The following is an 18,321-nucleotide window of genomic DNA, read 5'->3' as shown; positions in this document are numbered from 1 at the left end:
AAATGATTTTTAAAATTCGGATAATTTTGGACAATTTCGTACTTTTGTATGTTTGCTGAAATCATATATGTCACAAGAAATACATCCTACCTACTCCGAAGATAATATCAGAACCCTTGACTGGCAGGAACACATCCGTCTGCGCCCCGGTATGTACATCGGGAAACTCGGTGATGGTTCTTCTGCTGATGATGGTATTTATATCCTGTTAAAAGAAATCCTTGACAACTCTATTGATGAGTTCAGGATGAGAGCGGGAAAAAGAATTGAAATAAAGCTGGACGACGGCAAAGTTACGATCCGTGACTTTGGGCGTGGAATCCCATTGGGGAAGGTCGTAGATGCTGTTTCAAAAATGAATACCGGTGGTAAGTACGACAGTAAGGCGTTTAAAAAATCTGTAGGGTTAAACGGGGTTGGTACCAAAGCGGTAAATGCCCTTTCAGATTACTTCAGGGTTCGCTCTTTCCGTGATGGAAAAATGAAGGCTGCTGAGTTCTCCCGGGGTATGATCAAAGAAAATTTTGATGAGAAAGATACTTCGGACAGAAACGGTACCGAAATTTCCTTTATTCCTGATGGAGAAATCTTCCTGCACTTCAAATACAGAAAAGAGTATATCGAAAGAATGCTCCGCAATTATGCTTACCTGAACCCGGGGCTTAAAATTTTTTTCAACGGAGAAACCTATTATTCTGAAAATGGCCTTAAAGATCTGCTGGAAGAAGAACTGGAAAGCGAGATCCTTTACCCGATTGTGCATTTGAAGGATGAGGATATTGAGCTGGCCATTACCCATTCTGACAAATCACAGACAGAAACCTATTTCTCATTCGTTAACGGGCAGAATACCACGCAGGGTGGAACCCACCTTAACGCGTTCCGTGAAGCATATGTGAAAACAATTCGTGAATTTTTCAATAAAAGTTTTGATGCTTCTGATATCAGGAAATCTATTATTGCAGCGATCTCCATCAATGTAGAAGAGCCGGTTTTCGAATCCCAGACCAAAACAAAATTAGGATCTAATGATATGGGACCAAACGGCCCTACTGTAAGAACATTTATCATAGATTTCCTTAAGAGCAAACTGGACAACTTCTTACATAAGAATCCGGAAATAGCAGAAGCCATCCAGAGAAAAATATTAATTTCTGAAAGAGAAAGAAAAGAGCTTTCCGGAATCCAGAAACTGGCAAGAGAAAGAGCTAAGAAAGTTTCTCTCCACAATAAAAAACTTCGTGACTGCAGACAGCATTATAACGATCAGAAGGCCGAAAGAAAAGGTGATACCCAGATCTTCATTACCGAAGGGGATTCTGCATCAGGATCTATCACAAAATCCAGAGATGTAGAAACACAGGCGGTATTTTCACTGAAGGGTAAACCGCTGAACTGTTATGGACTAACCAAGAAAGTAGTGTACGAAAATGAGGAATTTAACCTTCTTCAGGCAGCGTTAAATATTGAGGAAAGCCTGGAAGACCTGAGATACAATCAGGTTATTATTGCTACCGATGCCGATGTTGATGGAATGCACATCCGTTTGCTGATGATTACCTTCTTCCTGCAATTCTTCCCGGATCTGATTAAAAACGGGCACCTTTATATCCTTCAGACCCCGTTATTTAGAGTAAGAAATAAAAAAGAAACAAGATATTGTTATACAGAAGCCGAAAGAGTAAAAGCATTAAACGAACTGGGGAAAAATCCAGAGATCACACGATTTAAAGGATTGGGAGAAATTTCTCCGGACGAATTCAAACACTTCATTGGTAAAGATATCCGTTTAGAGCCTGTAGTTATAGGAAAAGACCAGACGATTGATCAACTTCTGGAATTCTATATGGGGAAAAATACTCCGGACAGACAGACTTTCATCCTTGAAAACCTTGTGGTAGAAGATGATACGGATATTGATAAAAAAGAACTGCTGGATGAAGCAGAAAATTAAAAAAAACTTATAATTTAAAAAACTGGTTGTACAAGCCATTGCAGACTGAAAAAAGCACAAACTTTGGATGAAGTAGGAAATTATAAAACTTACACAGCCAATAAAATCAAATGAGACTAAGTAACCGTAATAAAGCATCAATCTATAACTCTTTGAGCTCACTGCTCTTGATGGTAACAGTGTTTGGTGTAATTGTATTCGCCGCTAATGAATACAGATTTAATGCAATAGGTAATGAAAGTTATTTATTGATAATTGTTCCTGTTTTACTGCTGATTATCTTTTATTTCAGCGGAAGACAGATTTTTGAGTATGACAGTGATGGGGAAGCTTTGAACTTTAAAAACAGGAATGTAATTCCTTTTTTAGACAAGCCTCTTCATGACGAATTTCCAAAATACAAGCTCATAAAATATGATGTGGTCAGTATTCTCTTTTTCAAAAGATTATACATTACCGTTTCCAGTAAGAATAATGGTTCTACCATACTTAAGTATCAGATTTCTTATTTGACTAGAAAAGAAGTAAACGATTTAAAACTCTCTCTGAACAAAGTAGTGAAAGCTAATAAAGAGAAAAAAGATAAAACAGATGACGACAGAAGAATATTCGCATGAGGGTGACAGCTTGAAGAAAGTTTCCGGTCTTTACAAAGACTGGTTTCTTGATTATGCTTCCTATGTAATTCTGGATAGAGCTATCCCTTCGATATATGACGGTTTAAAACCCGTTCAGCGAAGAATCATGCACTCTATGCGGGAACTGGAGGATGGCCGCTACAATAAAGTGGCGAATATCGTGGGAAATACCATGAAATATCACCCGCACGGTGATGCTTCCATTACAGATGCCATGGTTCAGATCGGGCAAAAAGAGCTGTTAATAGATACGCAGGGAAACTGGGGAAATATTTATACAGGAGATTCTGCAGCGGCAGCAAGATATATTGAAGCAAGATTAACTCCTTTTGCCCTGGAAGTAGTCTTTAATCCTAAAACTACGGAATGGACAAAGTCTTATGACGGAAGAAATAATGAACCCATTGATTTACCGGTAAAATTTCCTTTGCTTCTTGCACAGGGAGTAGAAGGTATTGGGGTAGGACTTTCCACAAAAATACTTCCTCATAACTTCAATGAGCTTATCAATGCTTCCGTAGCCTACTTAAAAGGTAAGAAATTTGAACTGTATCCGGACTTTTTAACAGCCGGTTACCTGGATGTCTCCGAATATAACGACGGCCACAGGGGAGGAAAAGTAAGGGCAAGAGCAAGAATTACCCAAACGGATAAGCATACACTGGTTATTTCCGAACTTCCTTACTCCAAAACAACAACCGATCTTATTGACTCTATCTTAAAAGCCAATGAGAAAGGAAAGATCAAAATCAAAAAAATTGAGGACAATACTTCAGATAAAGTAGAAATCCTGATTCATATCCATAATGATGTTTCGCCGGATAAGACCATTGATGCCCTGTATGCATTTACAGACTGCCAGGTCACAATTTCGCCGAATGCCTGTGTGATTGTAGGAGATAAGCCTATGTTCATGAATGTATCCGATATTCTTAAAATGAATACAGATCATACCGTGTCATTGCTGAAGAAGGAACTGGAAATTGAACTTCATGAGCTTCAGGAAAGCTGGCATTTCTCTTCATTGGAAAGGATTTTCATTGAAAACAGGATCTACCACGATATCGAAGAGGTGAAAACCTGGGAAGATGTATTAAAGACTATTGATGCCGGATTAAAGCCTCATACCAAACATCTGTTAAGAGCTGTTACAGAAGAGGATATCTTAAAATTAACAGAGATCAGAATCAAGAGAATCTCAAGATTCGATTTAGATAAGTTTAAAGAAAATATTGCGTCGCTGGAAGGTAAAATAGAACAGGTGAAACACCACCTGGCTAACCTGATTGCGTATGCTATTGATTATTATTTAAATATTCAGAAAAAATACGGTAAAGACAAACAAAGAAAGACTGAACTTAGGATATTTGATACCATTGATGCTACAAAAGTAGCAGTAGCCAATGAAAAATTCTACGCGAATTTCGAGGAAGGCTTCATCGGAACATCGCTGAAGAAAGACCAGTATTTGTTTGACTGCTCTGATATTGATGACATCATCACATTCAGAAAAGACGGCAGCATGAAGGTCGTAAAAGTGGAAGCAAAAACCTTCATTGGAAAAGATATTCTTCACGTTGCCATATGGAAGAAAAACGATAAAAGAACAGTCTATAATATGATCTACCGTGAAGGAAGGGAAGGTCCATATTATATGAAACGTTTCTCGGTAACAGGAGTAACCAGAAATACAGATTATCCGCTAGCTTCAGATAAAAAAGGTTCGGAAACACTCTATTTCTCTGCCAATCCTAATGGAGAAGCAGAAACGGTAACCGTGCTTTTAAAGCCCAATCCCAGAATCAGAAAGAACAAAATGGAGATCAGTTTCTCCGATCTTGCCATTAAAGGGCGTGATTCCAAAGGAAATCTGGTGACCAAATATGCGGTAAAGAAAGTAGATATGAAAGAAGAAGGAGTCTCTACCCTGGCTCCCAGAAAGATCTGGTTTGACGATACAGTAAGAAGACTGAATGCTGATGCAAGAGGAACATTACTAGGAAGTTTCAAAGGTGATGACAAGATTCTGACAATCAATACAAACGGTGAAGTAAAGCTTGTTTCCTTTGATCTGGGCAACCGTTTTGATGATGAATATCTGGTGCTGGAAAAATGGAGACCTGCACAGCCGATTACCTGCATCTATTATGATGGTGAAAAAGATATTTACTTCATTAAGAGATTCCTGCTCGAAAATACAATGAATGTACAGACTTTTATGCCGTCTGAACATCCGAAATCATTCATCGAAAATGTAATTGTAGCCAACGACGTAACCGCAGAAATCATTTTTGCAAAAGATAAAGGAAAAGAACGTGATCCGGAAACAATAAATATTGATGAATTCATAGCCATAAAAGGAATAAAAGCAATTGGAAACCAGTTTACGAAGTTCAAAGTAAAGGCAATCAATATTACCATTCCCGAACCTGTAGAAGAGGAACCCGAAGTATATGAAGATCCGGAACCCTCCGGAGATATGGATGAAGAAGGAGGAATGATTGGTGATCTTTTCCAGGAAGATGGGAATAATGAGAATGAATAGCCTGTCCAGGCCTGTTCAGCTATAATATAAAAAGAATAAGATGGATATAGTTGTCATAATTATCATTGCAGCCACCTGTATTTTTAGTTACATGGGGTTCAATAATACAGTATTATTTGAAAAATATAAATTCAATGTCGGAGCAATTGCGAATCGTAAAGAATATGTAAGGCTTATCAGCTCTGCGTTTTTGCATGCAGACTTTATGCACTTATTTTTTAATATGCTTTCCCTGTATTTTTTCCAGGGAGTAGTCATTAGTTTCTTTGGTGAAACAGGGTTTTTGATTCTTTATTTCGGATCAATGATTCTTGGAAATTTATTCAGTTTACAGATCTATAAAAATCAGCCGTGGTATTCTGCGATCGGAGCATCAGGTGCCGTTTCAGGAATTATTTTTGCTTCCATAGCCATGGCCCCGAATGAAATCAGCGTTAACTTCTTACCGGGCTGGTTATTTGGAACCCTGTATTTCGGATACTCAGTGTATATGATGCTGAACCCTAAGCAATGGGACAATCTGGGACATGCGGCTCACCTTGGAGGAGCTTTCTTCGGGCTTGTTTATTCTATTGTAATGCATCCGCAGCTGGCTATGAGCAACATTCTCTTTTTAGGAATCATGTCACTTCCGCTGATTTATTTAGGATATGAAATTTTTATAAGGAAGCGAATAGGATAAAAGACTATTTTAATCAAAATATCAAAACCAATGAACACATCAGAGTTACAGTTTCATCGTGAAACTTATCTATGGTTCATTGGTTTTGCTTTTTCTGCTGAAGCTTTACTTCCTGTAGCCTGTTAATAACCGGCTTTTATCAAATTATCTTGTAATATGCTGGTTTACATTTTTATTGGAAATAACGCAGGCTTTGCTGCAATTATTTGAACTTGAAATATTGATCTGTATCAGTGCGGGCATTGATCTGTATTCTTCGGTATTGTAAGGAGCCTCAGTTCCATTGCTTCCACCACTTTTAAATCATATTGTATTTGGGCAACTCCGGTAAACCCGTTTGCAGGTTTAAAGAAAGCCGCATTGGTTAACGGATAACATAAAGTTGGGAAAATAGTATATATTTTTCAGTTTATTAAAGAAGAAGCTGAAAAAAATTATTGAGAAAGCTTTTCTAATGCATCTTCCAGTAAAGTTACAAAATTGACCTGTTTTGACCTGTTACTTTCAAAAATAAAATCTTTCATGCTTTTGCTTTCATATTTGCTGAAATCGCCTACAATAGCCAATCCTATACGGTAATTTGAAAATTTCTGAAGGATTTCTCCTGCCATTTTGGTCTTTAAATCAAAGAATTCAGGGGCAATGTTTTTTTCATGAAGAATGACTTTATCAAAACCCTGATAATAGATATTTCCCAAAAGGTCAAGTCCATCCTGCGCAGATTGAATAATTAAGGTATCGGAAACAGCTTCTGCTATTTTTATATTGTTGATTTCGTGTGATTTGATTAGCATGGTGTTCAGTAATTTTTTATTTTATTCCGTACACAAACCTGTCATTTTCGGATAAATCTTTTACTAATTGTACGTTGGAAAAATAGGGATATAATTCCAGGGTTTCCGGACCCAATTTCTGGTTGATTTCTAAAAACAGCAATCCGCCATCTCGCAGGTACTTTCTGGCATCTTCCGCGATCTTCCTGTAAAAGATCAGGGCATCAGCAGCAGGAGAGAAAAGGGCCATTTTAGGTTCAAATTCTTTTACTGAGTCAGCAATTTCAATCTCCTCTTCAATTCCAATATAGGGTGGATTGGAAATCATAATATCATAGCTTTCAGCCAGCTCAAGATTGAGATAATCGGCGTAAATGAAATTAATATCCAATTGGTGATATTCTGCGTTCCTTTTTGCTGTTTCCAGTGCTTTTTCAGAAAAATCGATGGATGAAACCTGAGCTTCCGGAAAATATTTCCTTAAAACCAAAGGAATAATTCCGCTTCCGGTTCCTATATCTAAAATCTTTACATCCTGAACTTTCAATTTTGAGCCCTTAATCTCTCTGATTGCCATCTCCAGCAGTTCTTCCGTTTCAGGCCGGGGAATCAGGACGTGCTCATCTACAAAGAACCTCATTCCGTAAAACTCTGTTTCACCCAATATCTGCTGATAGGGTCTTCCTGTTTTAAGCTCTGAAACGAGATGGTGAAGCTTTTCCTCATCATCAGTCAAGAGTTCCTGTTCAGAGAGTCTTCTTTGCTGGAATTGATCAAAACCTGTAATCTGATGAATGAATAATGATGATAAAAACATACTTTCCGATTCAGTATAAAGATCGGAAAGCTCTATTTTGAAATATTTTTTAAATGCTGAAATTGTCATTTATCTTGTAAAAACCAGTTTTGTATCTGTAGACTTCTCCTCATCAATTCTGTAGCCTTCATAGTTGAATGCTTTGACATCTTCCAAAGTTTTGGCATTGGTTTCTGCACAAAATCTAACTACAAGACCTCTTGCATGCTTGGTATACACTACAATGGTTTTCAGTTTTCCGTCTCTTAATTCATAAAAATCAAAATCAATTACTTTGTGGTTCAGCTTTTTTCGGTCAATTACTTTTCCATATTCATTACTGGCGAGATGAAGCAGTAGTTCCCCTTTTTTCATTTCAGAATTCAGCTGTTCCGTGATTTTTTCTCTCCAGAATTCATACAGGTTTTTGTAGTGTTCAAATTCGAAAGGACGGCCCATTTCAAGCCTGTAAAGCATCACTTTATCAGATGGCTTCAGTAAACCGTAAAGTCCGGAAAGCATTCTGTAGTTTTTCTGCAGGTAATCTACGGCATTTTTATCCAGTGTTTTGGCATCCAAACCTCTATAAACCTCTCCTGTAAAGGCAAACATGGCAGGAGCAGAGTCTTTTGCTGTAGGTTTGGATTTCCATTTTTGGTTTCTTTCCCAGTTTTCATCAGCAAGCTTAGGCGATATTTCCATAAGCTCGGAAAGATATTTTGGTGATTTTTCTTTTAAATAAGACTGTATCAATGCTGCTTCTTCAATAAATTTCGGAGTAGTGGTTTTCAACAGATCCGTTGAATTTTCTACGTTCATTAATTTTGCAGGAGATGTTATAATTTTCATAATGTTAAAATACAGATAAGTGTTATATCCATAAAATTCATCATCATCATTGTTATAAAATCAATCATAAAATGACAGATGACCAGAATTTTAATATTTGAATTGTGTTATACCAGGGCAAAAACAATTCCAATAAAGAAAGGTCAGAGAACCTGCCTATGGTATCGTAAGTGCTGAGATAGGGTATTCAGGATTTTCCGTTGATTATCCATAGCGGGAAGAATAGAGCACTGCTAAATTCCTACAGAATATTTCCCGGTAAGTCTCATCATTCGGTATCCTAAACCTTGAACTTTAAATTTGAATTAAATAATCCCTTTTCCCTGACGGATAATTTCCGGTTCTCCCGACGTAAGGTCTACAATAGTGGAAGCTATGTTATCTCCATATCCTGAATCAATAACAATATCTACCAAATGATCGTATTTTTCCGCAATAAGTTCAGGATCGGTAGAATATTCAATGATTTCATCATCATCTCTGATGGAAGTAGAGGCAATGGGATGGCCCAGTTTTTCAACAATAAGCTGCGGGATCGGATGATCGGGAACACGGATACCTATTGTTTTATGACCTTTATAGGCTAAAGGTAAACTTTTATTTGCTTCAAGAATAAACGTAAACGGTCCCGGAAGGTGGCTTTTCAGAAATCTGAAAACAGAAGTGTCAATAGGTCTTGTAAAATCGGAAAGATGGCTGAGGTCATTACATATAATTGAGAATTTAGACTTCTCAAGTTTTATTTTTTTGAGCTGCGCAAGCTTTTCCATAGCTTTTATATCAAAAATATTACAGCCTAAAGCATAAATGGTATCAGAAGGATAGATAATCAGCCCGCCATTATTTAATGTTTTAATAACCTCATTCACAAGATTTTCCTGTGGGTTGTCCGGATAAATTCTTAATATCTTTGCCATAAGACAAAGATACAAATAATACGATAGTTTTCATAAAAGTCCTTTATTTAAAAGAAAAATTAGGATTTATAAAAAATATTCGTACCTTTGCAATCCAATATCGCGGGATGGAGCAGTAGGTAGCTCGTCGGGCTCATAACCCGAAGGTCATCGGTTCGAGTCCGGTTCCCGCTACTAAGCAAGTGCTTTCGGTAAGCACTCTAAAGATACACCGCGGGATGGAGCAGTAGGTAGCTCGTCGGGCTCATAACCCGAAGGTCATCGGTTCGAGTCCGGTTCCCGCTACTAAACAAGTGCTTTCGGTAAGCACTCTAAAGATACACCGCGGGATGGAGCAGTAGGTAGCTCGTCGGGCTCATAACCCGAAGGTCATCGGTTCGAGTCCGGTTCCCGCTACTAAGCAAGTGCTTTCGGTAAGCACTCTAAAAATACACCGCGGGATGGAGCAGTAGGTAGCTCGTCGGGCTCATAACCCGAAGGTCATCGGTTCGAGTCCGGTTCCCGCTACTAAGCAAGTGCTTTCGGTAAGCACTCTAAAAATACACCGCGGGATGGAGCAGTAGGTAGCTCGTCGGGCTCATAACCCGAAGGTCATCGGTTCGAGTCCGGTTCCCGCTACTAAACTACAAGTCGGTATAACTATTGTTGTACCGACTTTTTTTATATTATTTACAGGGGTGCGAAAATTAATTTTTTCATAGTTGAATTTCCTAATCTAGAAAAGTATTTATACTTTTTAAACGGTCTGTCATAATTTTAGTTTTATCATTACCATAAGCATCTACAATTTTCAAATTACCATTATATATTGATGGATTTTCATGAAAGTTTTTCCTTGCCTCTAAAAACTGTTGCTTATTTTTTGCTTTAACTTCATTATAATATTTTAAAGGCTCTATAATATCTTCTGACTTTTTTATATCAGTTGCATACATTTCTATTGTTTTATTTTTATTATAAACTTCTAATATCATCCCTGAAAGCCCTTTGAATCTGAAGGGACCGTCTTGAATTGGAATATCTTTTGCAAACCAGGCGAAAACTGTATCTCCTGTATCAGTGATAGCTTTGGCTAACTGACAGTTAAATCCTTTTATTTTTTTTGTATCACCAAGAATTTCCCATTTTAATTGGGGCTCCTCAAAAGTGAAAATGTATTTTCCTACTGGAAGTGAAGCTGTAATAACATCATTGTTTTTGTAAATACTTTCTACTGCTTTAGGATATTTTGGAATATTACCATAATCTGTACTTATAGTTTGTGTTGAATTTCCTTTATAATATGCCTTGGCTTCTGCGCTACAATAAACTGATTCGGTATTATTACACAATAAAACTGATGAGTAAACTTTTACTTTTTCCCTATTTAAACTATCGGAGATCAACCTGGTTTCATAGTTAATTTCCATAACAGCCTTATTCTGTGCTGAAATATACAGAACGCTGGAAACAAACAATCCAACAAATAATATCTTCATCATACTTAATAATGATTAATATTTCACAATAATATAAATTTGATTTTAACCATATTATAAAAACCTATAATTTCTCCACTTTTTATAAGCTTCCCTCATGCAATGTCCGCAGGGACGATAATTATTTTGTAGCGCTTCTTTTTCGTTGATGAAGAAAATCCTGTTTTCTTTCCTCATTCTTTTTCCTGACCGGCAGCTGAGTAATCCATAGATTTTCAGTTTTTTATTTCCTCCAAAGCGAATTTCTCTCCTGTGGATTTTACTTCTTAAACTTTCGGGTGATAGTTGAGAATGTTGAATCATGGTTTATATATTTACGGACAGTTAATAATTAGTTGGTTGCATCATGAAAAATAATTCCTAAAGCATAGCGGTTTCCTTCCCCCACTTCACTTATTCCATGCTTCATATTAACCCTGTAATATCCCTTGATTCCTTTTTCCGGTTTAAACTGAGTGGTGAAAATAAGTACATCTCCTTTTTTAGGTTTTAAAACAATAGCTTTTGACTGTGCCCTCGGAATCTGTTGGGTAAGTACAAATTCACCGCCTGTAAAATCCTTATCAGGCTCACTGAGCATTATTACGATTTGAATGGGAAAATACATTTCTCCATACAGATCCTGATGCAGCGTATTAAATCCGCCTTTTCCATATTTCAGAATTAAAACAGTAGCTTTCTGCTGTCCGTTAGCATGACACTGGTGTAAAAATTCCTGATGATCTACAGGAAATTGAGGATCAATATGTAAGGCTTTAAACCATGAATTGGCAATAGGGGCAAGATATGAATACATGGTTGTTCTTATGGTTTGAATAATTTCTGGTAAAGGATAGTTAAAATACTTATATTCACCGAGACCGAAGCGATGTCTGGCCATTACAACCGTTTTTCTATAAAGAGAAGATTGATCATAGCTGGATTTCAATATTTCACATTCATCTTCGGATAGCAGATCAGGAATGATGGCGTATCCGTTTTGATGCATTTTTTCTGTAAGGTTCTGCCAGTCTGCACTTTTGATTTTTTGAACGAGATCTTTCATTGGTTTGATTTTATTCTGCAAAATTCCGAAGTTGTTCAGGATAAGAAAATCCGAAACATGCGGTATTATCTTTAGTCTGAATTTTCTGGACTATCGGTATAATATTTTTCTGGATGATATTACCGGTCGTGCTTAAGATTACTTTTGCCATGTAATAAAAATATTTATAACGATGAATTACATTATTAAAAAGGCAAGTCTTGAGGATCTTGATGAAACGGCTGAATTGTTCAATCTTTACCGTGTTTTTTACAGACAGGTGACAGATGTTGAAAAAGGGAAGGCTTTTCTCAAAGAACGTTTCTTAAACAGTGAATCTGACATATTTCTGGTTATAGCAGACGGAAAGGCAGTAGGCTTTGTACAGCTTTACAAATTATTTCATTATACCAGATTACAGAAGCAATGGCTTTTAAGCGATTTGTTTGTTCACCCGGATTACAGGGGAAAAGGACTTTCGGTAGCGCTCATTGACCGTAGTAAACAGTGGTGTGAAGAAACAGGTGCTTGTGGACTGATGCTGGAAACAGAAAAAACAAATGACATAGGAAATACCTTGTACCCGCGATGTGGATTTGAGTATGATGGGTTGCACAATTACTACCATTGGTGGAAATAGATAACAACATATTTTAACAGTAAATAATAAGACACCTGAAAACAGGTGTCTTATTATTTACAAAAAAAGTAGTATTATTTCTACAATTCTGAACATTTAATTCTACAGGTATTCTTCCGCCGGTAGAGGCCTTAGTCCTATTTTTGTATTACTCTTTCAGATCATGGGTAGGACGGTTGATCTGTAGAGTATATGCAAAAAAATCTCTGCCTGATTTTCTACTTTTTCCCCAAGGGTTTTATGATTAGTACCACAAAACTGCTTTTTCCGGCGGAGATTTTTTGCTTTTGACTAAAAAAAGAACCACACAATTGCAGTTCTCTCTGTATTTTTCAATATGATTGGCTATTATTGAGCCAGTTGCGCGTAAGGCGTAAGCTTGTTGTCATCAGACATGGTCTGTCCCAAAAATTCTCTTTTCTGATCCGCTTTCATTCTTCCTGCAGCATCATTGGCATTGAAGTAAGCTTCACTCAATTTTGTAGCGATATCGGCAGGCTTGAAATCAAATTTTGTATCACCTTCCACTCCCAGATATCCGTTCTTTCTTGTAAGGTTGGTAATATAATTGTTGTAATTGATCATGGTGCCTCTCAACATATTATTGTGATATTCCATACACTTTTTAGCCTTCTTGGAAGAATTATTCAAAATACAGTTTTTCATATTGTTTCTGTATAAAAACCATTCTGATTCCAGAATACCATATTCTTTACCTAAAGCAATCTTCCCGTTATTTACAATATTATTGTCTCCTTCTTTTGTAGAAATCGTCTGAAGATGCTGAATAACCAATGGAACGGTAGCTTCGATTTTTGATTTTGTATCTTTTAGTACGCTAAGATCAGCAGCAGGAGAACCCTTCTTTTGTGCTGCAGTAACATTAAAAATAAGCAGTAATAGTACAATCAGTAAATTATATCTTTTCATGAGAAATTTTTAAAGCACTAAAATAAATATAATTTCCCGGTTAAAACAAATTCATTTTAATTTTATTTAATAAAATTTAACAAGTTTTAAGAATTTATACATGAAATGCTTCTTTTTCTGTGGATTAAGCAGGTCATATTTTCACTCCGTTAAAAAATTAATATATTTTAATGGTTTTTATTTCATTGATTTTCAATAAATTATAATTTTATTTAGCTTTATCACTAAAAAAATAGTTGTTTGATTCATTTTTATTTCTACATTTGTATAACTAATTTCTTAGTGATATAGAATCAGGTGATTTTAAATCATTATAATTGATAAATGAACAGGATATGAAAATTCAGACTTTAACAAAAGCAGAAGAACAGGTAATGCAGTATGTATGGAAAATAGAAAAAGGATTTCTAAAGGATGTTCTTGATCTTTTTCCGGAACCGAAGCCGCATACCAATACAGTTTCTACCATTTTAAAAGTATTGAAGGACAAAGAATTTGTAGACTATCGTGTACATGGAAGACAGCATGAATATTTTCCGCTTGTTTCAAAAGAACAGTACTCCGGGAAGACCATGAAAAGCCTCGTGAAAAATTATTTTAAAGGCTCCTACAAAAGTGCCGTTTCGTTTCTGGTAGAAAAAAACGAAATGACGGTGGAAGACCTTGAGATGTTATTGGATGAACTCAAAAAGAAAGACTAATACCTATGGAAGCAATACTTTTATACTTTGGGAAAATTATTTTATGTTCGGGTGTAACGTTTTTGTATTATCAATTGTCTTTAAAAGACAAGACATTCCATCATTATAACAGATTTTATCTGTTGGCAGCTATCCTCATATCGTTGCTGCTGCCGCTCATCAAAGTAGATGATTTTACAATAGAGGTGAATAATGATATGTATATGCTTCTTGACAGGATTCAGAATTTTAACACAGAAAAAAATATAGACCATGGTAACCTTTATTTTAACATTATTTTTTCAGCTCTGGGATTGGTTTCTCTCTATTTTCTAGGGAAACTCATCTATGGGATTTTTAAAATCCAGCAGTTTAAGAAACAGTTTCAGAAAGAAAGTTTTGACGGGATCAACTTTTACCGTACAGACCTTAACGAAGCCCCCTTTTCCTACTTTAAAAACCTTTTCTGGAAGAATGCTATTACCTTACATTCTGATATCGGAAAACAGATTTTAAAGCATGAGATGGTACATATTGAACAGAAACATTCCTTTGATAAAATTTTTATTGAGATTATAACCTCTGTTTTCTGGTTCAATCCGTTTTTTCATATCATCAAAAAAGAAATTAATCTAATCCATGAATATCTGGCTGATAAAAAAGCCGTAAAACAATCGGACACCAAAGCATTTGCGCAGATGCTTTTAGCAAGCCACTTTTCCGGAACACAGTTGCCTGCTGCCAGTCCGTTTCTAAGTTCAAACCTTAAAAAAAGACTTAACATGTTACAAAAACCAAAAACCAAGTTCGGATATGCGCGAAGAATTCTTGCATTACCGGTTTTATTTACTGTAGCTTTTGCTTATCTGGTAAATGCAAAGAATAAAGAAATTGAAGAAACGAACCTTTCCATTAAAAAAGTAGTTTCAGAAATCAAGAAGGATACTGTAAGACCTGAAAAATCTGGACAGGAAAAAACTGCAGAATTGAAGCCAGTATCACCGGAAGATGATAAAAAAATGGCTGAGCTTGAGAAAAAACTAAAAGAAAAGGAGAAAGAGCTGAAAGGATTGGATCCGGAAAGTGATGCCTTCAGTGATAAAATAGAAGAAATAAGTAACCTTGCATCAGAAATAGGAGAGGTGGCTTCACATATTGAAGTTGATGAATATTTCAATTCTGCTGAATGGAAAAATCAGATGAAGGAACTTGAAAATATGGATCCTCTTGATAAAAAAGAACTTCGTAAAATAGAAAGAGAAGCCAAAAAAGCGGGAAGAGAAGCTGCAAGGATAGGAAAGCTTCCAGCTCCTCCCACGCCACCCAATGCACCAGATGAGCCCAAAGCCCCAAAATCTCCAAAAGTAGTTTATTTTAAAAATAATAACTCAGTCTACTATAAGGATCTAAGGCCTAAAGAAAAGGAAGAAATCCGTAAGGCGATGAAAGAAGCCAGAAAAGCAATGAAAGAAGGAGCGAAAGCCAGAATTGAAGGTGAGAAAGCCAGAATTGAAAGTGAGAAAGCCAGGATAGAAGGTGAAAAAGCCCGGTTAGAGGGAGACAGGGCGAGAGCGGAAGGAGAAAGAGCCCGGATAGAAGGTGACCGAATAAGAAAAGAAAACGAAAAAATACGTATTGAAGCCAGAAAAATAGCCCAGAACTTCAGAGAAAGTAGCTTTGCCATGGCCACTTCTTCTCCTAACATTATCGTAATGAACGCTGATTTTATTAAAAAAGACGGTAACGGAAACATTGCAATGAATGGAGTAAAAAATTTCAGAATAAACGGTAATGATGACGTGAAATACAAGTATTATATTGACGGGCGGGAGGTTTCTAAAGATGATGTGAATTCATTAGACACCGGGCATATATCGAAAGTTAATGTCAACACTCAGAAAAAAGGAGATTTTAAGCAGGGGGAAGTGAGAATTGAGACAAAGAAATAAAGTTCCATCAGGCTTTGTCGGTTGTAGATTGACAAAGCCTTTTTAATCATACATTATGAAAAGTAAAGTTCTGTTTTTTATGTTTCTGGGAGTGCTGGCCAGTGCTCAGGTCAACAGATTTTTTTATGAATATAAGTTTATCCCGGATTCCAGTAATAAGCAAGATGTGAAGACAGAGATGATGATGCTTGATATTGATAAAAATGGATCCAGCTATTACAGCCGTGATAAATTTGTAGCAGATTCCATCGGAAAAGCAGAGCTGGAAAAACAGCTTAAAGCCGGTGGCGGAAATATCAGTGTCAACAGAAGAGATCGTCCGGGACAGGTTTCGTATAAGGTAACCAAACAATACCCGGATTTTAAAACCTATCTTTTCAGATCAATCTCTACGGATAAATATAAAATAAAAGAAGACCGGAAACCGGAATGGAAAATAGTACCGGAAAAAGAAAAAATTGGGGCCTATCAGGCTCAGAAAGCCACTGCCAGTTTTGGAGGAAGAGAATGGACCGCCTGGTTTACAACAGATCTTCCTTTTCAGGATGGCCCTTATGTATTTTACGGACTTCCCGGACTTATTGTGAAAATTGAAGATGCCACAGGATCGCATAGTATGGCCATGATAGGTAATAAAACCATTAATACCCCGGCTGCAGAAACCGAAATGCAGGTTCCGGATCATATAAAAGTATTGGGAATGGGCGGAAAAGAACTGGAAGTTACCAAAGACCAGTTCAAAAAAGTTTGGAAAGCCTATGTCAATGATCCTACCAAAAATATGAGAGAAATGCTGATGAAAAACAGTGATGGCAATACCAAAGTAAGCTTCAGGGTGAGAACAGGAGATGGAAAAGAAATCTCAGACCCTAATCAGGTACTCAGGGAAATGGAAAAAAATACTAAAGAGGCCCTTAAAAAAGATAACAATCCGATTGAACCAGATCTGGTGAATTAAAATTATATTATTTTCAATACCAAAGGATGGCAGAAGTGTCATCCTTCTTTTGTTTTAGTAGCAAAACTAAAGAAAGAAATGGCCAGTAACAATTTTTATGTTATGACATATTATTATCTTTAATGAACAATAAGTAATAATCAACGCTATATCTCATGACAGAAAAGGAAAAATGTGCAGCAGGGCTTTTATACAATGCCAACTATGATAATGAACTGATTCAGGAACGTATTGCCTGTAAAGATTTGTGCCAGGAATATAATGGATTAAAAAATTCTGATGCAGAAAACAGATACAGACTGCTCAAGCAGATTATTGGGAATGTAAAAGAAAATATTTGTATAGAACCTGATTTTTGGTGTGATTACGGATATAATATAAAAGTGGGAGAGAACTTCTATGCTAATCATAATCTTATTATTTTAGACTGTGCCGGCGTTGAATTTGGTGATAATGTATTTATCGGTCCCAATTGCAGTTTTTATACTGCCGGCCATCCGCTTGATGTAAAACGGAGAAATGAAGGTCTTGAATATGCGCATCCGATTACAGTAGGCGATAATGTATGGTTTGGGGGAAATGTTGTGGTGCTGCCGGGAGTTTCTATTGGGAATAATTCCGTGATTGGTGCAGGCAGTGTGGTAACGAAGGATATTCCGGAGAATGTATTGGCAGTAGGAAACCCTTGTAAGGTGGTGAAAAATATCCCGGAAGAACAATAAACGGATCGCTATAAAATACAATCCCGGAACGCTGTTCCGGGATTTTTATATTTGAATAAGGATCAGTGATTATGCTAATTTCTGAGAATCTGCAATAAACTGGGCCAATCCGCTGTCTGTTAATGGGTGCTTCAATAAGCTTAAGATCGGAGGAAGTGGAGAAGTGATAACATCTGCTCCGATTTTAGCACAATCGATAATGTGCATTGAGTGGCGGATAGAAGCTGCTAAGATTTCAGTTTCGAACATATAATTATCGAAAATTAATCTGATTTCCTGGATAAGGTTCAGACCGTCTGTAGAAATATCATCTAATCTTCCCAAGAATGGAGAAACATACGTTGCTCCGGCTTTTGCTGCCAGAAGAGCCTGTCCGGGAGAGAAGATCAATGTGCAGTTCGTTTTGATTCCTTTATCAGAAAAATATTTTAAAGCTTTGATTCCGTCTTTGATCATTGGAATTTTCACAACGATATTTGGATGGATCGCAGCCAGTTCGTCTCCTTCTTTGATCATTTCTTCATACGTTGTAGAAAGAACTTCTGCAGAAATATCTCCATCTACAAGTTCACAGATTGTTTTATAATGGTTTTTGATGGCTTCAGCTCCCTGAATTCCTTCTTTTGCCATTAATGAAGGGTTGGTTGTTACACCATCTAAAATTCCAAGATCTCTTGCTTCTTTGATTTGCTCTAAATTAGCCGTGTCAATAAAAAATTTCATTTTGATAAATAGATTTATTAATACAAAGATAGGGAATTAATTGAGTTCTGAGGTATGAATTTT

Annotated in this window: 19 protein-coding genes and 5 tRNA genes; 14 read left to right on the top strand and 10 right to left on the bottom strand. The window is 36.6% G+C overall.

Translation table 11 applies throughout. The features are described 5' to 3' along the window. Positions 1-67: 67 nt before the first annotated feature. The 4 genes from ACP3T3_RS05360 (at position 68) to ACP3T3_RS05345 (ending at position 5,819) form a co-directional block, all read left to right on the top strand. On the top strand, positions 68-1,954 hold the full coding sequence (locus ACP3T3_RS05360; RefSeq protein ID WP_426478883.1) for a DNA topoisomerase IV subunit B: 1,887 nt from the start codon (positions 68-70) through the stop codon (positions 1,952-1,954). Between the two features lie 110 nt (positions 1,955-2,064). Next, on the top strand, positions 2,065-2,571 hold the full coding sequence (locus ACP3T3_RS05355) for a hypothetical protein (protein WP_426478882.1): 507 nt from the start codon (positions 2,065-2,067) through the stop codon (positions 2,569-2,571). Then, complete coding sequence (locus ACP3T3_RS05350) at positions 2,546-5,137, top strand: DNA gyrase/topoisomerase IV subunit A (protein ID WP_426478881.1); 2,592 nt, start codon at positions 2,546-2,548, stop codon at positions 5,135-5,137. The genes ACP3T3_RS05355 and ACP3T3_RS05350 overlap by 26 nt, the downstream gene beginning before the upstream one ends. A 40-nt stretch (positions 5,138-5,177) precedes the next feature. Continuing rightward, positions 5,178-5,819 carry a rhomboid family intramembrane serine protease gene (locus ACP3T3_RS05345; RefSeq protein ID WP_426478880.1) on the top strand — a complete coding sequence of 214 codons (642 nt, stop codon included), beginning with the start codon at positions 5,178-5,180 and terminating at the stop codon, positions 5,817-5,819. Between the two features lie 434 nt (positions 5,820-6,253). Here ACP3T3_RS05345 and ACP3T3_RS05340 read toward each other — a convergent pair whose 3' ends face one another. From ACP3T3_RS05340 to ACP3T3_RS05325, 4 genes are all read right to left on the bottom strand, one after another. Beyond that, the gene (locus ACP3T3_RS05340) at positions 6,254-6,613 is read right to left on the bottom strand and encodes a DUF4180 domain-containing protein (RefSeq protein ID WP_426478879.1); all 360 of its coding nucleotides are present in this window, start codon (positions 6,611-6,613) and stop codon (positions 6,254-6,256) included. Positions 6,614-6,629: 16 nt separating this feature from the next. Then, a complete protein-coding gene (gene prmC / locus ACP3T3_RS05335; protein ID WP_426478878.1) occupies positions 6,630-7,478 on the bottom strand; it encodes a peptide chain release factor N(5)-glutamine methyltransferase in 849 nt (282 codons plus the stop codon). After that, positions 7,479-8,237 (bottom strand): peroxide stress protein YaaA, encoded by a 759-nt coding sequence (gene yaaA / locus ACP3T3_RS05330; RefSeq protein ID WP_426478877.1) that lies wholly within the window; start codon positions 8,235-8,237, stop codon positions 7,479-7,481. It abuts the gene before it with no gap. 305 nt (positions 8,238-8,542) lie between these two features. Continuing rightward, positions 8,543-9,154 (bottom strand): L-threonylcarbamoyladenylate synthase, encoded by a 612-nt coding sequence (locus ACP3T3_RS05325; RefSeq protein WP_426478876.1) that lies wholly within the window; start codon positions 9,152-9,154, stop codon positions 8,543-8,545. A gap of 101 nt (positions 9,155-9,255) precedes the next feature. Here ACP3T3_RS05325 and ACP3T3_RS05320 point away from each other — a divergent pair. From ACP3T3_RS05320 to ACP3T3_RS05300, 5 genes are all read left to right on the top strand, one after another. Beyond that, a tRNA-Met gene (locus ACP3T3_RS05320) sits at positions 9,256-9,328 on the top strand. Positions 9,329-9,366: 38 nt separating this feature from the next. After that, positions 9,367-9,439 (top strand) — tRNA-Met (locus ACP3T3_RS05315). 38 nt (positions 9,440-9,477) lie between these two features. Beyond that, positions 9,478-9,550, top strand: a tRNA-Met gene (locus ACP3T3_RS05310). A 38-nt stretch (positions 9,551-9,588) separates the two neighbouring features. Then, positions 9,589-9,661 (top strand) — tRNA-Met (locus ACP3T3_RS05305). Positions 9,662-9,699: 38 nt separating this feature from the next. Continuing rightward, positions 9,700-9,772, top strand: a tRNA-Met gene (locus ACP3T3_RS05300). A 92-nt stretch (positions 9,773-9,864) separates the two neighbouring features. Here ACP3T3_RS05300 and ACP3T3_RS05295 read toward each other — a convergent pair. Genes ACP3T3_RS05295 through ACP3T3_RS05280 form a run of 4 tightly spaced genes read right to left on the bottom strand, consistent with a single transcriptional unit; the run spans position 9,865 to position 11,828 of the window. Further along, positions 9,865-10,635 (bottom strand): GLPGLI family protein, encoded by a 771-nt coding sequence (locus tag ACP3T3_RS05295; RefSeq protein ID WP_426478875.1) that lies wholly within the window; start codon positions 10,633-10,635, stop codon positions 9,865-9,867. Positions 10,636-10,686: 51 nt separating this feature from the next. After that, entirely contained in the window at positions 10,687-10,935 is a 249-nt protein-coding gene (locus ACP3T3_RS05290) for an Ada metal-binding domain-containing protein (protein WP_426478874.1), read from the bottom strand. Between the two features lie 28 nt (positions 10,936-10,963). Then, positions 10,964-11,677, bottom strand: coding sequence for a 2OG-Fe(II) oxygenase (locus ACP3T3_RS05285; RefSeq protein ID WP_426478873.1), 714 nt, complete (start codon positions 11,675-11,677; stop codon positions 10,964-10,966). Between the two features lie 10 nt (positions 11,678-11,687). Then, positions 11,688-11,828, bottom strand: a complete 141-nt coding sequence (locus tag ACP3T3_RS05280) for a hypothetical protein (RefSeq protein ID WP_426478872.1) — start codon at positions 11,826-11,828, stop codon at positions 11,688-11,690. Between the two features lie 21 nt (positions 11,829-11,849). Here ACP3T3_RS05280 and ACP3T3_RS05275 point away from each other — a divergent pair, with 21 nt between their 5' ends. Further along, the gene (locus tag ACP3T3_RS05275) at positions 11,850-12,296 is read left to right on the top strand and encodes a GNAT family N-acetyltransferase (protein ID WP_426478871.1); all 447 of its coding nucleotides are present in this window, start codon (positions 11,850-11,852) and stop codon (positions 12,294-12,296) included. A gap of 348 nt (positions 12,297-12,644) precedes the next feature. Here ACP3T3_RS05275 and ACP3T3_RS05270 read toward each other — a convergent pair whose 3' ends face one another. After that, the gene (locus ACP3T3_RS05270) at positions 12,645-13,226 is read right to left on the bottom strand and encodes a hypothetical protein (RefSeq protein ID WP_426478870.1); all 582 of its coding nucleotides are present in this window, start codon (positions 13,224-13,226) and stop codon (positions 12,645-12,647) included. A gap of 335 nt (positions 13,227-13,561) precedes the next feature. Between ACP3T3_RS05270 and ACP3T3_RS05265 the strand changes: the two genes are divergently transcribed. From ACP3T3_RS05265 to ACP3T3_RS05250, 4 genes are all read left to right on the top strand, one after another. Beyond that, on the top strand, positions 13,562-13,927 hold the full coding sequence (locus tag ACP3T3_RS05265; protein WP_426478869.1) for a BlaI/MecI/CopY family transcriptional regulator: 366 nt from the start codon (positions 13,562-13,564) through the stop codon (positions 13,925-13,927). Between the two features lie 5 nt (positions 13,928-13,932). Beyond that, positions 13,933-15,855: a M56 family metallopeptidase gene (locus ACP3T3_RS05260; protein ID WP_426478868.1), complete on the top strand. Its 1,923-nt coding sequence runs from the start codon at positions 13,933-13,935 to the stop codon at positions 15,853-15,855. Positions 15,856-15,910: 55 nt separating this feature from the next. After that, positions 15,911-16,813, top strand: coding sequence for a GLPGLI family protein (locus tag ACP3T3_RS05255; protein WP_426478867.1), 903 nt, complete (start codon positions 15,911-15,913; stop codon positions 16,811-16,813). Positions 16,814-16,968: 155 nt separating this feature from the next. Beyond that, positions 16,969-17,535 carry a sugar O-acetyltransferase gene (locus ACP3T3_RS05250; protein ID WP_426478866.1) on the top strand — a complete coding sequence of 189 codons (567 nt, stop codon included), beginning with the start codon at positions 16,969-16,971 and terminating at the stop codon, positions 17,533-17,535. Between the two features lie 69 nt (positions 17,536-17,604). Here the strand turns inward: ACP3T3_RS05250 and fsa are convergent, their stop codons facing one another. Continuing rightward, the gene (gene fsa / locus ACP3T3_RS05245) at positions 17,605-18,258 is read right to left on the bottom strand and encodes a fructose-6-phosphate aldolase (protein WP_047094862.1); all 654 of its coding nucleotides are present in this window, start codon (positions 18,256-18,258) and stop codon (positions 17,605-17,607) included. Positions 18,259-18,321 lie beyond the last annotated feature (63 nt).

The organism is Chryseobacterium sp. CBSDS_008 (assembly GCF_049959325.1).
GTDB lineage: Bacteria > Bacteroidota > Bacteroidia > Flavobacteriales > Weeksellaceae > Chryseobacterium.
This window is presented reverse-complemented; position numbering and strand designations above follow the sequence as displayed.